Source organism: Staphylococcus sp. GDX8P114P-2, assembly GCF_017892945.1.
Lineage (GTDB): Bacteria > Bacillota > Bacilli > Staphylococcales > Staphylococcaceae > Staphylococcus > Staphylococcus arlettae.
Map to the genome: position 1 here is coordinate 133,054 of NZ_JAESMB010000014.1, position 19,335 is coordinate 152,388.

The window sequence follows — 19,335 nt, forward strand, 5'->3', positions numbered from 1 at the left end:
AAGGAGACAGAAACATGACGACATCAACAAATATTACATGGCACGATTCAGAAGTTACTAAAGCACAGCGCCAGCAACGCAATCGCCATAAAAGTGCAGTGATTTGGTTTACTGGATTATCAGGTTCTGGTAAGTCTACAGTATCAGTAGCATTAGAAAAAGCACTTTTCGAACAACAAGTACAAACTTATCGACTTGATGGTGACAATATTCGACATGGTTTAAATAACAACTTAGGGTTCAGTCCAGAGGATCGTACTGAAAATATTCGTCGTATCGGTGAAGTAGGTAAACTTATGGTCGACGCTGGCGTATTAACGACAACAGCATTTATTTCTCCTTATGCAGCGGATCGTAATGTAGTACGTGACACTTTAGCGCAAGGTGAGTTCATAGAAGTCTATACAAAATGTAGTTTAGAAGGTTGTGAATCTCGAGACCCTAAAGGTTTATATAAAAAAGCACGTGCAGGAGAAATCCAAGGCTTTACTGGTATCAATGCACCATATGAAGCACCAACAAATCCAGAAATTGAAATTGATACAGAAGCCTTATCTGTAGATGAAGCGGTTGCTAAAATAGTAGCTTATTTAACAAAACATCAATACATTTAAAATAGTAGCAAGACAAATAGGAGACTGGGACAGCGTTGATTCATCCTAGTCTCTTTTCATATTCTCAGTAGATGACTGAACTGAAAATGCGCTGCAAATTAAGCTTTTTCAATTTTAGTCATCTTTGTCGGAGTGGTCGACGAAATCTTTGTAATAAAATTAGATTTCTGCCCCACTCCTATTTTTATGTATTTTGGTAGCTATAGGGCATTGATGTTCGCACCATGAAGTATAGATACTTGTAAAATTTATTTTATAGTAAATTTATATGGTGGTTATTTTGAATGTTTGCTTAATAATGAGTTAAATAATAAAATTATATAAGTGGGATAGATGAAAAACATATGTGTAGAGTGAAAATAACACATATGCTAATAAAAAGTATGGTAATAGTAACAATATAATAAGCGGGCGATATTCAAGGGACTAATAGTAGTTAAATTGTAACAGATAGATTAATCATACGAGAGGTGATGTTCCTTTGCATATCAATGATCAAAACAGTCCATTAACAGAAACCGAAGCGCAACAACTTACTGAAATAATAGCAAAATTAACTCCTGAACAGCGCGCATGGGTTGGACAATATTTAGTAGAAAATAGTAATAATACAACGATTCCAAGTAGTAACGAAGCTACAGAATCTTCACATATAACGAATAGTCCAGATGAAGCAGATAAACCGCGTAGTATTACTATATTATATGGTACTGAAACGGGTAATGCACAAACTGTGGCCGAGACATTAAATGAAAGATTAGTGGAAAATGGTTTTACAGTGACTATATCGGAAATGGACGATTACAAGTTTGATACGTTAGCACAATCCGAAGACTTGTTCTTGATTTCGTCAACTCATGGTGAAGGGGAACCACCAATAAGTGCGATTTCATTTTATGAATTTTTATATAGTGAACAAGCTCCAAATTTGGCAGACGTACGTTATTCAGTTTTAGCACTTGGCGATGAGTCATTTGAATTCTTTTGCCAAGCAGGTAAAGATTTCGATGAGCGTGTTGCTGAATTAGGTGCGACTCGCCTTGTTGAACGTGTGGATTGCGACTTTGACTATGAAGAATCTGCCGAATCATGGATGCAACAAGTATTGTCTGCAGTAGGTGACCAAGACGACAATCGCGTTGCTGCTACAGACAGTACAGAATCTGTACTGTCTATGAAAGAGCGTAAATATTCAAAATCCAATCCATACTATGCAGAAGTGTTAGAGAACATCAACTTAAATGGTGAAGGTTCGAATAAAGAAGTTAGACACATCGAATTATTGTTAGATAATTATGGAGAAGGATTTGAACCTGGCGATAGTTTAGATATCTTTCCAGCAAATGATGACCAACTTGTCATGCAACTCATTGCTATGTTGGGTTGGGATCCATATGAAGATATCATTTTAGATAATGGGGATGCAGTATCTGTAGTAGATGCGTTGACACACCATTTTGAAATCACTAAATTAACGCCAACATTACTGAAAAACATGGCAGTTTTAATAAATGATGATGAGTTGAATAACTTAGTTTTAAATGATACATGGGTTAAAGATTATATTTATGGTAGAGATCTTATCGACTTATTTAGTGAATATTATCCACCAGCTGTTAGCCCTGATATTGTAATAGAAAATTTACGGAAATTGCCACCACGTACTTATTCTATAGCAAGCAGTTATAAAGCAAATCCTAATGAAGTGCATATTACCGTAAAAGCTGTAAGATATGAATCTTACGGTCGTGCACGAAATGGTGTATGTTCTACGCAATTAGCAGATCGTGTGAAACCCGGTGAAAGCGTGAGAATGTGCTTGAAGAAAAATCCAAGTTTTAAATTCCCATTTGATGAAGATACAAAAGTTATTATGATTGGTCCTGGTACTGGAGTAGCACCATTCCGCAGTTTCTTAGAAGAACGAGAAGATTTGAATTTAAAAGGAAATACATGGTTATTCTTTGGAGATCAAAAACGTGCTACAGACTTTTTATATGAAGCTGATTGGCAAGCATGGTTAGCAAATGGTACGTTAGCGAAATTAGATTTAGCTTTTTCTAGAGACACTGCTTCAAAATTATATGTGCAAGATAAAATTAAAGAAAATAGTGAATTATTTTATCAATGGTTAGAATCAGGTGCAGCTATTTATATTTGTGGTGATGAAACGTATATGGCCAAAGCAGTTCATGAAGCAATAAGAGAAGTGATAGCAACTGAAAGTAAGTGCAATGAAGAAGAAGCAGAAGCGTATTTAACACAATTAAAAGTAGACAGACGCTATCAACGTGATGTGTACTAAAGTACTTAAGCCTCGAAATAGTCGATTTCGAGGCTTATTGTATAAGTTTTTTAAGTAAATAGTAGTCATATAGTTAGTAAACTATATAATTATTTACAAGTGTATTTTATACAGAAATTTGAGCGTTAACTGCATTGTTCATTATATTTCATCATGTTATTTCTAACGACGATCATAGCGACATTAATAAAACAGGCAAGTATGCCAATCAATATGACATAGTTAGAACCTAATGTAGCTATGAATAAACCAGCAATAAAAGTGCCAACAGTAGTACCTAAATTAACAGAAGATAAAAAAGATACCATTAGATAAATCTGGAGTCTCTGTTGCAAGTGTATAAGTTTTAAAGTTATCATTAAATGGACAATTGGAAGATAAGGAGGGTGTTACTACATGAAAAAGGTCTCTATCAAAGATGTAGCTAAAGAAGCAGGTGTATCTTTAACAACAGTATCGCAAGTATTAAACGACAAGCGTGATCGCTTTACTACTGATACTATCGAAAAAGTACTTGCTGCTAAACAAAAGCTAGGTTACTTGCCAAATAAAAATGCGCAACAATTAAGAGGCAGTAAAACTAAATTAATAGGTGTGTTATTACCGAATTTGGCTAACCCATTTTTCTCTACGATGATGCAATCGATGGATGCAAACAAAGAAGCTGATGTAGATTTGTTCTTTTTGACAGCGCCTGAAGAAGATATTGAAGCAGGTATCATGCATTTAGTAGAACGTGGGATGGATGGTTTGATTATTGCGCAAATGATTAAAAACCCTGAACGTTTAAATAATTATTTAACTACGCATAGAATACCATATGTAGTATTAGACCAAAGTGATGACCATGGCTTTACAGACATTGTACGTACGCATGAAACAGGTGGTGGAGAGTTAGCAGCACGTCATTTGATTGAGTTAGGTCATAAGCAGCTTACAATCGTCCAACCTGCTCATCTAACGAGTAATATGAACTTGCGTATGGAAGGCTTTAAACACTATTGCCAATCACATAATGTGGCAACACCTAAAGTGATTGAAAGCACTTTATCGAAAGCAGGAGGATATGCAGCCGTCGACGATATTATTGCATCACATTCTACGGCAGTGTTTGCAACGAATGATGAAATGGCTATTGGTATTATTAGAGGCTTGGCTGATAAAGGATGGCAAGTGCCTCAAGATGTATCGATTGTAGGCTTTGATGATATCGATATTGCTCAATACATGACACCTGCACTGACTACGGTTGCACAACCGATAGAAACAATCGGAGAAGTGGCTTTGCAATTAATTATGGACAAGTTAGACAGCACATTAACTCACCGTGACCAACAATCTATAGTCTTGCCGAGTGAACTTATAGTAAGAGCGACTACGGCACGTGCCAACTTGGATAACAGTTAAGATAAACACGTATTTATACATAATTAACGCTATTACAAATGAGGTTAAAGGAATTTACATAAAATGTGGTCGTAAATTGAATAATGTAATTGTGCAATAACCTAGTCGTCTATAACGACTAGGTTATTTTTATTACTACAAATTAAATGTTTTTGTGAGCAAAAAACAGTGCGCAAACATTTAGTTTAAGACCCTGTGTGACAACAAAAATAAGCACGATGTAACGTAAAGTCAACATGGTAAAATTGAAAAATATTAATGAAAGCGTATACAAAAAATAAAAATAGTGGTATTATAAATCTAGTAAAACGTTTTACTAAATCGTTTTACCTAATAATAAACACACATAATTTTAGATATAGAGGTGTCATATGGATATTATAGCGTTGTTAGTCGGATTAGGTCCGTTACTAGGTTGGGGGTTATTTCCAACGATTGCATCATTATATGGCGGGAAACCAGTAAACCAAATTTTTGGTGCAACTGTAGGAACATTGATTTTTGCAGCAGTTTTTGCATTAATTCAAGGAATGTCGCTGCCGACAGGAATGGATTTAGTATTTTCTTTAATTTCAGGTGCAGGTTGGGCATTTGGACAAATTATTACATTTAAAGCTTTTGCATTAATAGGATCATCAAAAGCAATGCCTATTACTACAGCTTTCCAATTATTGGGAGCTTCATTATGGGGCGTGTTTGCATTAGGCGACTGGCCTGGAGTAACGAATAAAATTATTGGTTTTACTGCATTGCTTGTTATTTTAATAGGTGCGCGAATGACAGTTTGGAAAGAAACACAAGAATCACAATATAGTAAGAATTTAAAACGTGCAGTTATTTTACTACTAATTGGTGAAATTGGTTATTGGGCATATTCTGCTGCGCCACAAGCAACAGATATTGGAGGTATGCAAGCCTTCTTACCACAAGCGATGGGAATGGTAATTGTAGCAGTAGTATACGCATTGATGAATTTAAAACACCAAAATGCATTTACAGAAAGTGTCAGTTGGAAGCAAATTATTTCTGGTTTCTTCTTCGCATTTGCTGCATTAACATATTTAATTTCTGCTCAACCAGATATGAATGGCTTAGCTACAGGATTTGTCTTGTCACAAACTTCTGTCGTATTAGCTACATTAACAGGTATTTATTTCTTAAAACAGAAGAAAACGCCAAAAGAGCTAGTAATTACTATTATAGGTTTAGTATTAATTTTAGCTGCAGCAACTGTTACGGTATTTATAAAATAGTATAATCTAAGGGAGAGAGTGTAATGAAAAAAAATCGAGTATTAAATAGTCATGTGTCACATGCAATAGCAACATTAGGTCATTTTGATTTAATTACAATAAATGATGCGGGCATGCCGATTCCGAATGATGATCGTCGTATCGATTTAGCGATAGAAAAAGAATTACCGACATTTATTGCTATGTTGAGTAATGTGTTAAGTGAAGTTAAAGTACAAAAGGTTTATTTGGCCGAAGAAATTAAAACAGCGAATCCAGATCAATTAGTAGCAATAAAAGAGTTGTTAGACGAAGATGTAACAATTGAATTTATTCCACATGATGAAATGAAACAAAATTTAACACATACTTTAACAAAAGCCAATATTCGTACAGGAGAAATAACACCATTTTCTAATATTGCTTTGGAATGTAATGTAACATTTTAATAGGGATTAAGTTTGAACAGTAAAGGAGAAAACACTATGACGAATAAAGTAGTAATTATCGGTTCTACAAATGTAGATAAGATTATCAATGTAGCACGATTTGCTAAACCTGGTGAAACATTACATGTAGATAATGCGCAAAAAATATATGGTGGGGGCAAAGGTGCGAACCAAGCATTAGCGACAGCACGTTCTAATGCACAAACTACATTCATCTCAAAAATTGGCAGTGATGGAGATGCTAATTTCATGTTAGAAGATTTCCAAGCTGCACAAATGAATACAGATTATATTATTACAACGGATGAAGCAGAAACAGGACAAGCATTTATTACTATAGATGAAGCTGGTCAAAATACAATTCTTGTTTATGGTGGAGCTAACATGACTTTAAATGAACAAGATGTAGAGCAAGCTGAAGCGGCTATTGCTAACGCTGACTATATTATTGCGCAATTAGAAGTACCGGTGCCAGCTATTATTAAAGCATTTACGATTGCACGTCAACATGACGTAACAACAATCTTGAATCCAGCGCCTGCAAGTGAATTATCTAAAGCACTCTTGCAATTAACAGATATTATTATTCCTAATGAATCAGAAGCAGAATTATTAAGTGGTATTCCAGTGACTGATCGTGATTCAATGCATAAAAATGCTGATTATTTCTTATCATTAGGTATGCAAGTAGTATTAATTACATTAGGTGAGCAAGGTACTTATTATGCTACAAAAGAGGATGCTAATTTAATTCCAGCAGTTAAAGTACATGCTGTAGATACTACTGCAGCAGGGGATACTTTTATTGGTGCATTTGCAAGCCGATTGAATATGGAAAACTTTAATATTGAAGAAGCTATTACTTATGCTAATAAAGCGGCCTCTATTGCAGTACAGACAGAAGGAGCTCAAAAATCTATTCCTGAGGAAGTTACTGTGTTAGAGCAATAATAATTAAATAAATAAAGTCCGAGGTAATATGCCTCGGACTTTTTTATTATGAAATTTAACGATTTAATTTTGCAACAATACGTTTGATGGTTTGAGGTGTTGTCTGACAACACCCTCCAATAATAGCTACATTTTGTTGTGCCCAGCTCGTAACACAATCCAAAATTGCTTGTTCATTACTGTCAGAAGACCAAGTTTTCGACTCAGCATCATAATGTGCGCCACCATTAGGATATAAGGCGATAGTTTGCGGTAATGACAATAATCCTCTAGCTATAGTGTTATTAATTCCAGTAACAGTAGAACAATTAATGCCAAATATAGGTAATATAGGGTCGTAATCTTGTAAGTAATCTCGCAACGTTTCGAAAGCTGTTCCGTCTGATAAATTACCGGCATCATCCACTGTTACAGATAACCAAAATGTCTGTTTTTGATTATAAAGAGGGATAATTGCTGTCACAATGGCTTGGATTTCTGCAAAGCTTGGTATAGTTTCGAAAACAAAATCATGCACGCCTTGTGCAATTAGGCTGTCGATGCGCTGACGATGAAAGTCGACATAATCTGACCTAGAGATATTATAAGTGCCAGTATACTCAGAGCCATCGCTCAAATAAGCACCATAAGGACCTAAGCTACCTACAATAACTTGTTGTTCTGTAGTTGCTTGTTTAACTTGATAAACAGCATCAGCGATTAATGCATCGATAGCGGCATCACTCAAACCTATAGCTGAAAATGTAGCATAACTAGCTTGATAAGTACTTGTCAGCAATATATCCGCACCTGCTTGTGTAAAATCAGCATGGGCTTGTTGGATTTTTGCTGGATCATTTTTTAATATTTCACTCGACCACAGTGAGGTGTTTAAGTTACAACCATATGATTCTAACGTAGTTGCTAGACCACCATCTAAGATTAACGGGCGTTTTAGTAATAATTTATCTTTTAGTCTCATAGATTTGTCGACTCCTTACGGTTGTATTTAAAGTAATAGTAAAGTAGTGCTAGTACAGCAAATGGTATACCGAAATACAATGCTGGCGCTTGATTACTATCAAAAATCATTCCAATACATGAAATGAAACAAAGAATAAAGGCAATGATAGGGACACTTTGATGTATTTTAAGTGAAGGTTCAAGGCGTTTAGCATTAAAGTAAGAAATACAAATACTCATCCAGACAATAACGACTGCCAACCCGGCTATTGAGACTAAAACGACATACAGTGTATCAGCGACATAAACACTAGATAATAATGACAGTAAGCCACCGAGCATACTAAAAAGTATAGCGCGAATAGGTAATTTAGCTCGGTTTAAGACTCCAAACCATTGCGGGAACATGCCCTCATTCGCTAAGCTCCAAATCATTCTACTAGCTGCATATAACCCTGAATTAGCAGCAGACAGTAAGGCTGTAATAATAACGATATTCATAATATCACCAGCAAATGGAATACCAATACGTTGAAAAATCACAACAAAAGGACTTTCTAATGATTTTCCTTGGTAACTAGGAATCAAAATTGAGATGACTACCATTGTGCCTATGAAGAAAATAATAAGACGCCATAGTGTTGCACGAATGGCTTTAGGAATAACTTGTGCTGGAGCTTCAGTTTCTCCAGCAGCAATACCTATTAATTCTGTTCCACTAAAAGCATAATTTACTGCTAACATAGTTAAAAATACTGCGCCTAAACCATTAGGGAAAGTTGGTTGTGTATAACGTTCTATAATAGTGCTACTACCTTGGTAGCCATCATAGTTAATCAAACCAATAATTACAGCAATACCTAAAATAATAAACGCAATGATAGCTATAACCTTAACTAAAGAAAAGTAAAATTCCACTTCGGCATAAAAGCGTGTAGAAATGATATTAAACACTAATACTAGAATAATGGCAATCGTAGAAAAAATATAAACGGGAACATCGGGTAACCATTTTTGCATTAATAGACCGACAGCAGTAAATTCTGAACCTAAAGCTACTGTCCAAGTTAGCCAATAAAACCAAGCTACAATGTAACCTACAGCTGGGTGGATATAACGACTCGCATAAACATGAAAACCTCCGGTAACGGGGTGTTTAATTGCTAGTTGTCCCAAGCACAGCATAACTAGATATACGAGTACAGCACCAATTATATAGGAGAGAACTGTACCTAATGGTCCTGCTTGTTGCAAAGTATAACCTGAACTTAAAAATAATCCTGTACCAATTACGCCACCAAAACTAAGTAACATTAAATGTCGTTGTTTCATGGTGCGTTTAAAACTATCGTGTTGTTGCATAACAGTGCTCCTCACATCGTAACTTAATTAAAAAACGTAATTTTAAATATAATCATCAATTGTATTGTTTTCTGAAAATTTAGTCAATCGCTTTTTGAAAATATTTTTTAAGAAAATAAATTTATTAAGTATATAAAACAATTAAGTTTTTTGAATAATGCAGTATGGGGTGCCACTGATTAGACGAACAGTAGAAATAGTAGTTGTATTGAATAGAGTAGATATATGGTGCAAAACTAATTTTAGCCTATGTTTATAAAAAAGTTAGGTAGTCCTAAAGTATGATTGTGCTAAAACTTGCATTTTGTTTTACTAAAGTATAGCAAATGTACTGAGGTGAGCATATGAAGCAAGTCATTTTGAAAATTTGGGAGAAGGTGAAGTATTTAGATTTTAGTTTAATCCTGTGTTATATCTTATTGGGCTTAGTAGGTGTTGTAATGGTTTATAGTGCGAGTATGGTTGCAGCATCTAAAGGAACATTAACTAATGGATTACCAATTAAAGCCAATCATTTTATGACCAGACAATTAATCTTTTTCGTATTAGGTTTAGGCATTGTGCTATTTTTTAGTTTGTTTTTAAATTTAAATGCGTTCAAACGGAGTGGGACTCAACAATTCATCGTATTAGCAACGTTAGCACTATTATTAATTACAGTGTTGGTTGGTAAAGAAATAAATGGTTCTCGCAATTGGATTAATTTAGGATTTTTTAGTTTACAATCCTCAGAGTTTTTAAAACTAACTTCTATTTTTTATCTTTCTTACATTATTGATCGACGCTTATCATTAAAAATAGATTATAGCGTAAAGCAATTAATTCCTCCATTAGCACTGTTAGGAATTGGACTATTTTTAGTATTATTACAAGGCGATTTAGGTGGAACGCTTTTAACCGTAGCAATTATTGCTTGTATATTGTTGTATTCTGATATCAAAAATAAAATAAAGCTACAAATATTGGGCGTAACGTTAGTTCCTATGTTGTTATACATAATTTACACATTAATCTTTGATGTTAAAAATGTTTACCGTTTAAGGCGTTTACAAGTCGTTATTGATCCCTTCAAATATGAAAATAGTGATGGTTATCAACTTACCACTGCTTTAACTTCTATTGCCAATGGAGGGCTGACGGGACGTGGTTTGGGTAATGGCATTTCTAAACTAGGTTATTTACCTGAGCCACATACAGATTTTATTTTTACAGTTATTTCCGAGGAAATGGGATTGTTAGGAGTGGTCTGTGTATTAATTATTTATGCTGTTATTTTGGTGAAAGGACTTATTTATGCCAATAAAACAACAGATCATTTTTATAAATTAGTCTGTATAGGTATTGTGAGTTACATCTTTGTTCAAGTGTTTATCAATTTAGCAGGTGTCTCAGGGATGATTCCATTAACTGGTGTAACACTGCCAATGCTAAGTTATGGTGGTTCATCCATGTTAAGTATCAGTTTAGCAATTGGCACATTAATGGCAGTTGCCAGAAAAATAAATGCAGGAGGCGCTTAAATTGAAAAACTTTTATTCCATGCTTTCGTTGTGTGCATTACTAATTTTATTACTGATGTGCATTATTACTGGAGTAAGTGACATGATTGATCGTTACGCACATCAACTTGCACTGCACTTACTACCGAATCCATTTTTCAAACAAGGGCTTAGTATTTTGTCCGATATCTTAGCGCCAGTGCATTGTTTGATTTTAGTATTATTAATTTTAACAGGTCTGTACTTTTATCGACGCAAAACATTTTGGTTATATGGTTTTTGGTGTTTTAGTGTGTTTCTTATTGGTACCGTTATGAAATACGCTATTGCTCGACCTCGACCATCAGTTGCTTTTGATGGGTATAGCTTTCCGAGTATGCACGTATTAAGCGTAAGTATTTTAGTAAGTTTAATCATATTAATTACGCATCATAAAGGGGTTAAAGTTATTGGTATTGTGTTAGTTTGTGCAATGATACTGTCACGTGTTTATGTTAATGCGCATTATCTTACTGATACTGTAGGAAGCTTGTTAGTCATAGCTATTATGTTAATATCATTAGCTATGACAGAAACGGAGGAATACCGTCATGAATATAACCAAGAGAAGTAAAATAATAATGATATTATTGATATTATTAATCGTCATAAGTAGTTTTATAATATATAAAATAATTCATTTTAATAATGCGATTCAAGATTCACAACATAGTAAACAAACTGTAGCGACACAGCACAAAATTAAAGCACAAAAACCAATTTCAATAGCCATTTTTGGTGTGGATTCTGATGCTACTCGCGCAAAAACACATACGGGTCAACGTACAGATACTATAGTAATAGCATCTATAAATCCACAGAATGAGAAGACTGAACTAATCTCCGTGCCAAGAGATACATATAGTGAAATACCAGATATAGAAGGTCATGAAAAAATGGCACACGCTCATGCATATGGTGGGCCTAAATTAGCAATGGAAAGTTTGCGTCAAAATTTAAATGTGCCAATAGATGGATATATGACAGTCGATATGGATGGTTTCCAACAACTCATTGATCTTTGTGATGGTGTAACAGTTACTAGTAATGCAACTTTTAATTACAATGGTTCTAATTTTAAGGAAGGTAAGAAAGTTACATTATCCGGTGATAAAGCATTAGATTACGTACGTAGTCGTAAGGAAACAGGTGCTGGCGGAGATGAAGGACGTACTGCAAGACAGAGACAAGTTATTGAAGCATTAGGTAAAAAATTAAACCAGTCCAACAGTTTGATAACGTTGAACCGTATACTGAAAGTGACAGAAAATAATGTACAAACAAATTTAAGCTTAGGAGATTTAAAATCATTGTATAGTAACTATAAACCTGCACTTAAAAATATGCATAAAGCAACAATAGATGGTGAAAACTTAATTGAAGATGATGGAATTTGGTATTTTGAAGCAAATGAAGATGATAAAAGTGTTAAAATTAATAATTATAAAAATAATTTAAAATAAATTAATGCTATACATATTGAAAGGGTGTAACTATGGCGATTATCATATTGCTTTTAATTGGAGTCGTATCCTCAATTATTGGATCACTGATTGGTGTAGGTGGTGGCATTATTATTGTGCCTACATTAGTATTTATCGGGGCTAATTCTGATATATTATCAGGTATTACAACACAAACCGCAATCGGTATATCATCATTAACTTTAGTATTTACAGGGTTATTTTCCATTTTAAGATATCGTGCGAGTGGTAAAAACTCAATTGATTTTAAACACGGAATAATGTTTTCAATCGGCATTATTCCGGGCTCATTATTTGGCGCATATTTAAGTCGCTTTTTAAATGATGTTTACTTTAACATCATATTTGGCGCATTTTTACTAATTATTTCTATCATTTTAATTATTAAGGATCGTTTAGCAGCAAAAACTGAAGATAAAGAGAAAAATGTACATATACCATTAGCGATTGGTTTTTCTTTCTTTGTTGGTATAACAGCTGGTTTGTTTGGCATAGGTGGTGGAGTTTTAATGACACCGTTAATGATTATCGTCTTTAATTTCACACCACATGTTGCTGTGGCTACGAGTATGATTATTATATTCACTTCCAGTTTATCTAGTTCCGTAGGTCATATTGTCCAAGGGCATGTGTTGTGGGGGTATGGTATCATTTTAATTCTTGCGAGTTTCGTAGGTACGCGAATTGGAGTTAAAATCAATCAAAGTATAGATGCTGCTAAATTATCCAATTTATTAAAAATAGTGTTAATTCTTATGAGTATTTATCTTGTTTTTAAAGGTGTGAATGCTTTATAATAACTGAAATATTAAGTTAATTAACACTTTGCTATATGTGTTGTATAGACAACGTATAATGAATCTTGATAGTTGCTTTCTGAACCGAATATATTTATTATACTGATTATGTGAAAAATAAGTAGTTGAGCTACGCATAATTAGAAAGAAGGAAAGTATAGTGACAAAAATGAATGATTTTAAAGATATTTTAGCTGGTCGCAAATCTGTGAAACTTTTTGATGAACAATATAAAATTCCACACGAAGAAATGGAAGATATGATTCGCCAGGCAACGATGGCACCATCTTCGGTAAATATGCAACCTTGGCGCTTTATGGTTGTTGAAAGTGACGAAGGAAAAGCTAAGTTACGTCCGTTAATTAAATTTAATACTAATCAAAATGATACATCTTCTGCCATGGTAGTTATTTTTGGAGATATGGCATGTCATGAAAATGGTGAATTTATTTATAGTAAAGCCGTAGAAAATAACTATATGCCATTAGAAGTTAAAAACCAAATGTTACCGACCGTAACAGAGTTTTATAATAGTATTTCAACGCAACAAATGAATGACATCGTTAAAATTGATAGTAGTCTTGCTGCTATGTAATTTATGTTAGTAGCTAAAGCACATGGTTATGATACGAATCCAATTGGTGGTTTTGAAGCGGATCAAATCGCAGAAACATTAGGCTTAGATGCGACACGTTATGTCCCAGTTGTAATTATCGCTGTTGGTAAAGGTGTTAAAGAAGCTCATGCTTCATATAGAATGCCTGTAGACAAAGTTATGCAATATGTTTAAAGGACTTAATTTGATCTTACAAAAAGCACTTCCACTATAGTGGGGAGTGCTTTTTATTATGTAAATATTATTTTAATATTGCGACTTTATTTTCTTGGGAAAATAAGGTTTTACAGTATCTCTAAATCAGTTATAATTTAAAGCTGTGTGTTAAAAATGAATTAAAGGAGGCTGAAAAATAGTATGAATGAGCATTTAAAAAATATTATCTTTATTGCTTTAGGCGCTTTTTTAGCAGCAGTAGGTATCAATGCATTTGTCATTCCAACAAATTTAGGTGAAGGTGGTTCAATTGGTATTTCATTGATTTTGAAATATACGTTGTCTATTTCTCCGGCATTATCTACTCTAATAATTAATATCTTTTTAATTATCATCGGTTGGAAATATTTAAGTAGAGTAAGTGCGATTTATACTATTTTTACGATTACTTTTATTTCTTTATTTTTAACGTTGACTGAACGGATAAATTTAGGTATTGATTCCACATTTATTGCAGTGATTTTTGGTGGTGTACTTATTGGGATTGGCACAGGTCTGATTTTAAATACAGGAGGTACATTAGGTGGTACATCGGTTATCGCAATGATTATTTATAAGTATTTTAATGTGAAACCTGCCAAAGGATTATTAATATTAGATATCATTGTTGTAGTGTCTGCATTGGTAGCAATTAGTTTTCAAAATGTGTTGTTTACAATTGTGATGCTTTTCATGGTAGAAAAAGCAATGTCTTTCGTCTTAGAAGGTTTCAATCCACAAAAGGCTGTAACTATCATTTCGCATCAGCATAAAGCGATTAGTGAAAGTATTTATCAAGCTACTGGAAGAGGCGCGACGCTATTAAATGGTAAAGGGCAATATTCGCAAAAAGATATGGAGGTCATCTATGTGGTGATTTCTCAAAATCAATTAACACCATTAAAACAAATTATTAATGATATTGATCAAGATGCCTTTGTTGTTGTACATGATGTTCGAGATGTATTTGGTAATGGCTTCTTAAGATTTAATAACTAAAAAGTAACTGGTTTTGTTGGCAGTTTTTGTGCACGCTTTCCGCGGGCACAGCTCAGCCTGTAGTCTTCGCTTGTGCTATTTCCGCAGGAGTCGGCATAAAGCCCTGTCAATATTTGGCCTAAAAGACCATTGGTATTTAATAAAATTAACTAATAGATATAAAAACAAACCTTAGGGGCTCTATCCTAAGGTTTGTCTGCGTTTGTTATGCGTTTTGTAAACGATCTAATGTGATATCAATGAGTGATTTTGCTGCTACGAGTAAACAATCTTCATTGACTTCAAATTTAGGGTGGTGATTCATATAAGGTGTGTCTACATTATATGGTTTACTACCTATGAAATAAAAGGTACCTGGTATTTGTTGTAAATAATAAGCAAAATCTTCTGAACCTGTAACTTGTGGTATTTCTATGAGGTGTTGGAAGTAATCGCCTTTGCTTTGTGCTAAGACATTAGCAGCGTTGTCAGTTTGAGTTGGATGATTATATAATACTGGATAACCAAATTGATAATCAAGGTCATACGTAATATCAAAGCCTAGTGCAACACTTTGAGCGATCTTGTCAATTTCTTGATAGATAAACTGCTCTAAGTCGTCATTTAAATAACGGGCTGTCCCTTTGATTGTCACTGTATCTTGAATAACATTGGCAGTACCAGGTGCGTCAAACGCGCCAATAGTTACTACACCAGTCTCTAATGGGTCTATTCTACGAGAAACGATTGTTTGAATAGCATTGACAAACTGTGTTCCTGCAATTAAAGCATCATGTGTTTTATGAGGGCTTGCTGCATGACCACCTAAACCTTTAATTGTTAAAGTGAATGTTGAACTACCAGCAAATGCATTATTTTTATTATAGGCAATGGTATCAGGTTCTACAGCTGGTACAATATGGATACCATAAATTTCATCAACATCTGTTAAAGCTCCAGTAGCTAAAATTTGTTGAGCGCCACCTGGTGGTAGTTCCTCGGCATGCTGATGGATAATTTTTATAGTGCCAGAAAGTTCTTCTTTAACCTCGATTAGTGCATTTGCAACACCTAATAAATAGGCAGTATGGGCATCATGACCACACGCATGCATGACACCTTCATTTTGTGATTTGAAGGGCACTTCTGTTTCTTCTGAAATTGGTAAAGCATCAAAATCAGCACGTAAACCAATCGTTTTACCAGGTTGACCTCCTTTAATTTCAACGATAATCGCATGTGCATCTGATACAGGTTGTGTGAGTGATACATCCTTATTGTGATAAAAGTTTTTGATATACTCTGCGGTATTACTCTCTTGAAATGATAATTCAGGATGTTGATGTAAATGTCGACGTATCTGAATCATTTCTTGTTCTTGATCTTCCACTAAATGGAATAACTTGTCTTTCAAATTCATAAACATACACGCTTCTTTCACTTTTGAATAACTGCACAATCAATAATTTAATAGTTTGTTATTTAATTATGCATGATATAAATATTAAATTAAATCTTTTATTATTTCAATTATGAAAACAAATGTATTTTTTAATAGTTTGAATTTAATGGGGGATTTATCTCAGTTAAATGTAAAAAACAGACGTACCTCTCATTCAATTATTGGGTACGTCTGTGTTCTAATATATTATTGATATGAAGATATTTAGTTAAGGTGACCATAGTGTTGATGAATTTCAGCACTAATTTCTGAATATAATTGGTGTAACGGCTGTCCAGTTTCATGCGCAATACGGCGCATGTCACTAAATTCAGGCTTTATTTTTATTGTTTTGGACCCAAGCTTAGCAATTTTAATAGTTATATCCCCGTATTGTGTTGACAGCGTGTCGAAATCACGTTCGAGTACACGTCTTTGGACAGTACTGCTTCGTACGCCCAGTGTTGTAGTATGTAGCAAAAGGTAGTCTTCGAAAAAAGGCTTGTTTGCTAGTTCGCATATTACGGTTAAGGCGATAGCAGGGCGATTTTTCTTCATAGAAATTGGCGTGTAATATACGTCTAATGCACCTTTTGCTAATACACTATCTAAAAAATCTCCTAATGTTTCGCCTGTCATATCATCAATTTGGCATTCTAACACTTGCACTGTATCTTGTTGTGCAGCTGATGCTGTGAATTGAACAAGCCTTAACACATTTGGAAAGTCAAAATCTTTTGTACCTGCGCCATAGGCTATATTTGTTGGTATGATAGCAGGCATAGGACCGAAATGTGTAGCTAAACTTTTAACTATAGCCGCTCCCGTAGGTGTAGTTAATTCGCTTTCAACGTCAAAATTTGCCAGCGGTACACCTGTTAATATTTCGAGGGTTGCTGGTGCAGGTACAGGGTAGATACCATGTGCAATATGTATTCTACCATGGCCAGTTGGAATGGTTGAGCAATATATTGAATCTATATTTAAATCTTCTAAAGCCAGACAACAACCGATAATATCGATGATAGAGTCCATTGCTCCTACCTCATGAAAGTGTACTTCTTCTATTGGCATGCCATGTATTTTAGCTTCTGCTTGTGCAATTTCAGTAAAGATTTGTGTACTACGTGTTTTGACACGTTCAGGTAATGTACTTTCTGTTATAAGTTTATAAATATCAGCAGCTTTACGATGGTGGTGTGCTTCGGTAAAGTCGATAGTTAAAGTTTGGGCATTGATACCTTGTTTGACTTGTTTGGTAAAGCTTAAATCAAATGTATCAATAGGTAACTTCTGCAATTCAGCAGTAATATATTCAGGATCTGCACCTAAATCTACTAAAGCAGCTAAAAACATATCACCGGCAATACCAGCATGGCAATCAATATAAATTGCTTGTGTCATACTAAAACTCCTCTTTTAATCTTTTTCGAGCATCTTTATAAGTTGGGCAGCATTATAGCCACCACCAAAACCATTATCGATATTTAAAACACTTGTGCCTGGTGCACAGCCATTGAGCATAGCTAAAAGTGTAGTTACCCCTGATAGGTTTGCACCGTAACCAACACTGGTCGGGATTGCATAGACTGGATGGTCTACTAAACCTGATACGACGCTACTTAAGGCGCCTTCCATACCCGCTACGACAACGGATACTGAACTATTACGAATGTCTTCGATACTTTCAAATAGACGATGTATACCTGAAACACCAACATCATAAAAACGCTTAACTGCAATGCCCATGACTTCTGCAGTGAGTGCAGCTTCTTCTGCGACTGGCAAGTCAGAAGTGCCAGCACAGATAATAGCAGCATAATGCGTAGAAGGAGTGATAGTTTCAATGGGTGTACATATAATATTAGCCTGTGCGTGATATGATAATTCTGGATGACGTGCTAATACATACTGTGCTTTGCTTTCAGATACACGTGTAGCTAATATCGTTTGGTCGTTGGACTTTAAACTGTGTATAATATCATCAATTTGTTCAGCACTTTTTCCATCGCCGTAAATAACTTCGGGAAAACCTTGACGTTGTGAACGATGTAGGTCTATTTTAGCGAAGCCCAAATCATCAAAATGTTTAAGCTGACTTTTAGCATCGTTAATCGATAATTGCTTCGATTGTACTTGTTGTAAAATTGCATCTAGATCGTTTGTCTTATCGGTCATGTTCTAACGCAGCCTTTCATAACTTAATGTGATGCAGAGGAATTTAAAACTTCATTCATACTACCTACACGATAACCGTCCATGTCGATTGTTACATAGTCAAAACCTAATTCTTTTAACTGTAAACTAATAGCTTGACGGTGTTGTACTAAAGTCGCAATATCTGCGTCAGCAACTTCAATACGTGCGATATTGTTATGGTAACGTACACGTACATGATTGATATTTAAATTTAAAATGATTTTTTCTGCTTCATTCACTTTAGTTATTTTGTCCATAGTTAAAGTTTCTCCATAAGGTATGCGTGATGCTAAACTACATAATGCTGGTTTATTCCACACTGGGAGGTCAGCTTGTTTGCTTAATGTTCTGACTTCATACTTGTAGAGTTCAACTTCTTGTAAGACACTGCGAACGGAGAAATCATCACGTGCTTGTAGTCCAGGACGATAATCATCTAGGTCATCCATAATCATACCGTCTAACACATAAGCACAATGATATTTATGTTTAAGGTCGTCTAATTGTGCATACAATAAACGTTTGCTGTAATACCAACTTTGTGGAGTATTGTTGACAATATTTGCGTCTTGTAATTCTTCAATTTCTGTTTCAATTACGTGCGCACCTAATTGTTGTGCTAGCTCTGTAGCTTGTGTGAATTCTTCATGGCGGAAAAGTTCTGACTTCACGATTACACCAATAACATTATCTGATCCTAAAACTTCAATCGCTTTATGCAATACTAATGTGCTATCGACCCCACCTGAAAAAGCGACTATAACACGTTTCATTGATTGTAAGACTGTTGTAAGTTGTTTGTTTTTTTCTTCTAATGTTAGCATT

Annotated in this window: 18 protein-coding genes and 1 pseudogene; 12 read left to right on the forward strand and 7 right to left on the reverse strand. The window is 34.7% G+C overall.

Annotated elements, in window-relative coordinates; all coding sequences use genetic code 11:
* Positions 1–14 precede the first annotated feature (14 nt).
* Both cysC and KA845_RS07890 read left to right on the forward strand, forming a co-directional pair.
* Positions 15–614 carry an adenylyl-sulfate kinase gene (cysC, locus tag KA845_RS07885; protein ID WP_002509050.1) on the forward strand — a complete coding sequence of 200 codons (600 nt, stop codon included), beginning with the start codon at positions 15–17 and terminating at the stop codon, positions 612–614.
* Positions 615–1,095: 481 nt separating this feature from the next.
* The gene (locus tag KA845_RS07890; RefSeq protein WP_021459434.1) at positions 1,096–2,919 is read left to right on the forward strand and encodes an assimilatory sulfite reductase (NADPH) flavoprotein subunit; all 1,824 of its coding nucleotides are present in this window, start codon (positions 1,096–1,098) and stop codon (positions 2,917–2,919) included.
* 125 nt (positions 2,920–3,044) lie between these two features.
* Here KA845_RS07890 and KA845_RS07895 read toward each other — a convergent pair whose 3' ends face one another.
* Positions 3,045–3,227 carry a hypothetical protein gene (locus KA845_RS07895; RefSeq protein WP_002509048.1) on the reverse strand — a complete coding sequence of 61 codons (183 nt, stop codon included), beginning with the start codon at positions 3,225–3,227 and terminating at the stop codon, positions 3,045–3,047.
* An 88-nt stretch (positions 3,228–3,315) separates the two neighbouring features.
* Here KA845_RS07895 and rbsR point away from each other — a divergent pair, with 88 nt between their 5' ends.
* The 4 genes from rbsR to rbsK all read left to right on the forward strand — a co-directional run bounded on the left by rbsR (position 3,316) and on the right by rbsK (position 6,958).
* Positions 3,316–4,326 carry a ribose utilization transcriptional repressor RbsR gene (gene rbsR, locus KA845_RS07900; protein WP_002509047.1) on the forward strand — a complete coding sequence of 337 codons (1,011 nt, stop codon included), beginning with the start codon at positions 3,316–3,318 and terminating at the stop codon, positions 4,324–4,326.
* Positions 4,327–4,697: 371 nt separating this feature from the next.
* On the forward strand, positions 4,698–5,579 hold the full coding sequence (rbsU, locus tag KA845_RS07905) for a ribose/proton symporter RbsU (RefSeq protein ID WP_103388239.1): 882 nt from the start codon (positions 4,698–4,700) through the stop codon (positions 5,577–5,579).
* Between the two features lie 23 nt (positions 5,580–5,602).
* Positions 5,603–6,007 (forward strand): D-ribose pyranase, encoded by a 405-nt coding sequence (rbsD, locus tag KA845_RS07910; RefSeq protein WP_021459267.1) that lies wholly within the window; start codon positions 5,603–5,605, stop codon positions 6,005–6,007.
* Between the two features lie 36 nt (positions 6,008–6,043).
* Complete coding sequence (gene rbsK / locus KA845_RS07915; RefSeq protein WP_103388238.1) at positions 6,044–6,958, forward strand: ribokinase; 915 nt, start codon at positions 6,044–6,046, stop codon at positions 6,956–6,958.
* A gap of 55 nt (positions 6,959–7,013) precedes the next feature.
* Here rbsK and mmuM read toward each other — a convergent pair whose 3' ends face one another.
* Both mmuM and KA845_RS07925 read right to left on the reverse strand, forming a co-directional pair.
* On the reverse strand, positions 7,014–7,919 hold the full coding sequence (gene mmuM, locus KA845_RS07920) for a homocysteine S-methyltransferase (protein WP_167867790.1): 906 nt from the start codon (positions 7,917–7,919) through the stop codon (positions 7,014–7,016).
* Positions 7,916–9,262, reverse strand: a complete 1,347-nt coding sequence (locus tag KA845_RS07925) for an amino acid permease (RefSeq protein WP_021459270.1) — start codon at positions 9,260–9,262, stop codon at positions 7,916–7,918. The genes mmuM and KA845_RS07925 overlap by 4 nt, the downstream gene beginning before the upstream one ends.
* 344 nt (positions 9,263–9,606) lie before the next feature.
* Here KA845_RS07925 and KA845_RS07930 point away from each other — a divergent pair, with 344 nt between their 5' ends.
* The 6 genes and pseudogenes from KA845_RS07930 (at position 9,607) to KA845_RS07955 (ending at position 14,891) form a co-directional block, all read left to right on the forward strand.
* Positions 9,607–10,782 (forward strand): FtsW/RodA/SpoVE family cell cycle protein, encoded by a 1,176-nt coding sequence (locus KA845_RS07930; RefSeq protein ID WP_002509039.1) that lies wholly within the window; start codon positions 9,607–9,609, stop codon positions 10,780–10,782.
* A gap of 82 nt (positions 10,783–10,864) precedes the next feature.
* Positions 10,865–11,374 (forward strand): phosphatase PAP2 family protein, encoded by a 510-nt coding sequence (locus tag KA845_RS07935; protein ID WP_002509038.1) that lies wholly within the window; start codon positions 10,865–10,867, stop codon positions 11,372–11,374.
* Complete coding sequence (locus KA845_RS07940) at positions 11,352–12,263, forward strand: LCP family protein (protein WP_167867791.1); 912 nt, start codon at positions 11,352–11,354, stop codon at positions 12,261–12,263. Before KA845_RS07935 ends, KA845_RS07940 begins: the two co-directional genes overlap by 23 nt.
* A 32-nt stretch (positions 12,264–12,295) precedes the next feature.
* The gene (locus tag KA845_RS07945) at positions 12,296–13,081 is read left to right on the forward strand and encodes a sulfite exporter TauE/SafE family protein (RefSeq protein ID WP_210127935.1); all 786 of its coding nucleotides are present in this window, start codon (positions 12,296–12,298) and stop codon (positions 13,079–13,081) included.
* Positions 13,082–13,250: 169 nt separating this feature from the next.
* Positions 13,251–13,871 (forward strand): annotated as a pseudogene (locus KA845_RS07950) (nitroreductase family protein).
* A gap of 171 nt (positions 13,872–14,042) precedes the next feature.
* Positions 14,043–14,891, forward strand: a complete 849-nt coding sequence (locus KA845_RS07955) for a YitT family protein (RefSeq protein WP_225975826.1) — start codon at positions 14,043–14,045, stop codon at positions 14,889–14,891.
* A 205-nt stretch (positions 14,892–15,096) separates the two neighbouring features.
* On the opposite strand, the gene KA845_RS07960 is transcribed toward KA845_RS07955, so the two are convergent.
* The 4 genes from KA845_RS07960 to larE form a co-directional block, all read right to left on the reverse strand.
* A complete protein-coding gene (locus KA845_RS07960) occupies positions 15,097–16,290 on the reverse strand; it encodes a M20 metallopeptidase family protein (RefSeq protein ID WP_167867792.1) in 1,194 nt (397 codons plus the stop codon).
* A gap of 246 nt (positions 16,291–16,536) precedes the next feature.
* Entirely contained in the window at positions 16,537–17,715 is a 1,179-nt protein-coding gene (gene larC, locus KA845_RS07965; protein WP_103388237.1) for a nickel pincer cofactor biosynthesis protein LarC, read from the reverse strand.
* Between the two features lie 15 nt (positions 17,716–17,730).
* Positions 17,731–18,489, reverse strand: coding sequence for a nickel pincer cofactor biosynthesis protein LarB (larB, locus tag KA845_RS07970; RefSeq protein ID WP_167867793.1), 759 nt, complete (start codon positions 18,487–18,489; stop codon positions 17,731–17,733).
* A gap of 23 nt (positions 18,490–18,512) precedes the next feature.
* Positions 18,513–19,334 carry an ATP-dependent sacrificial sulfur transferase LarE gene (gene larE / locus KA845_RS07975; RefSeq protein ID WP_002509031.1) on the reverse strand — a complete coding sequence of 274 codons (822 nt, stop codon included), beginning with the start codon at positions 19,332–19,334 and terminating at the stop codon, positions 18,513–18,515.
* Between the last annotated feature and the right edge of the window lies 1 nt (position 19,335).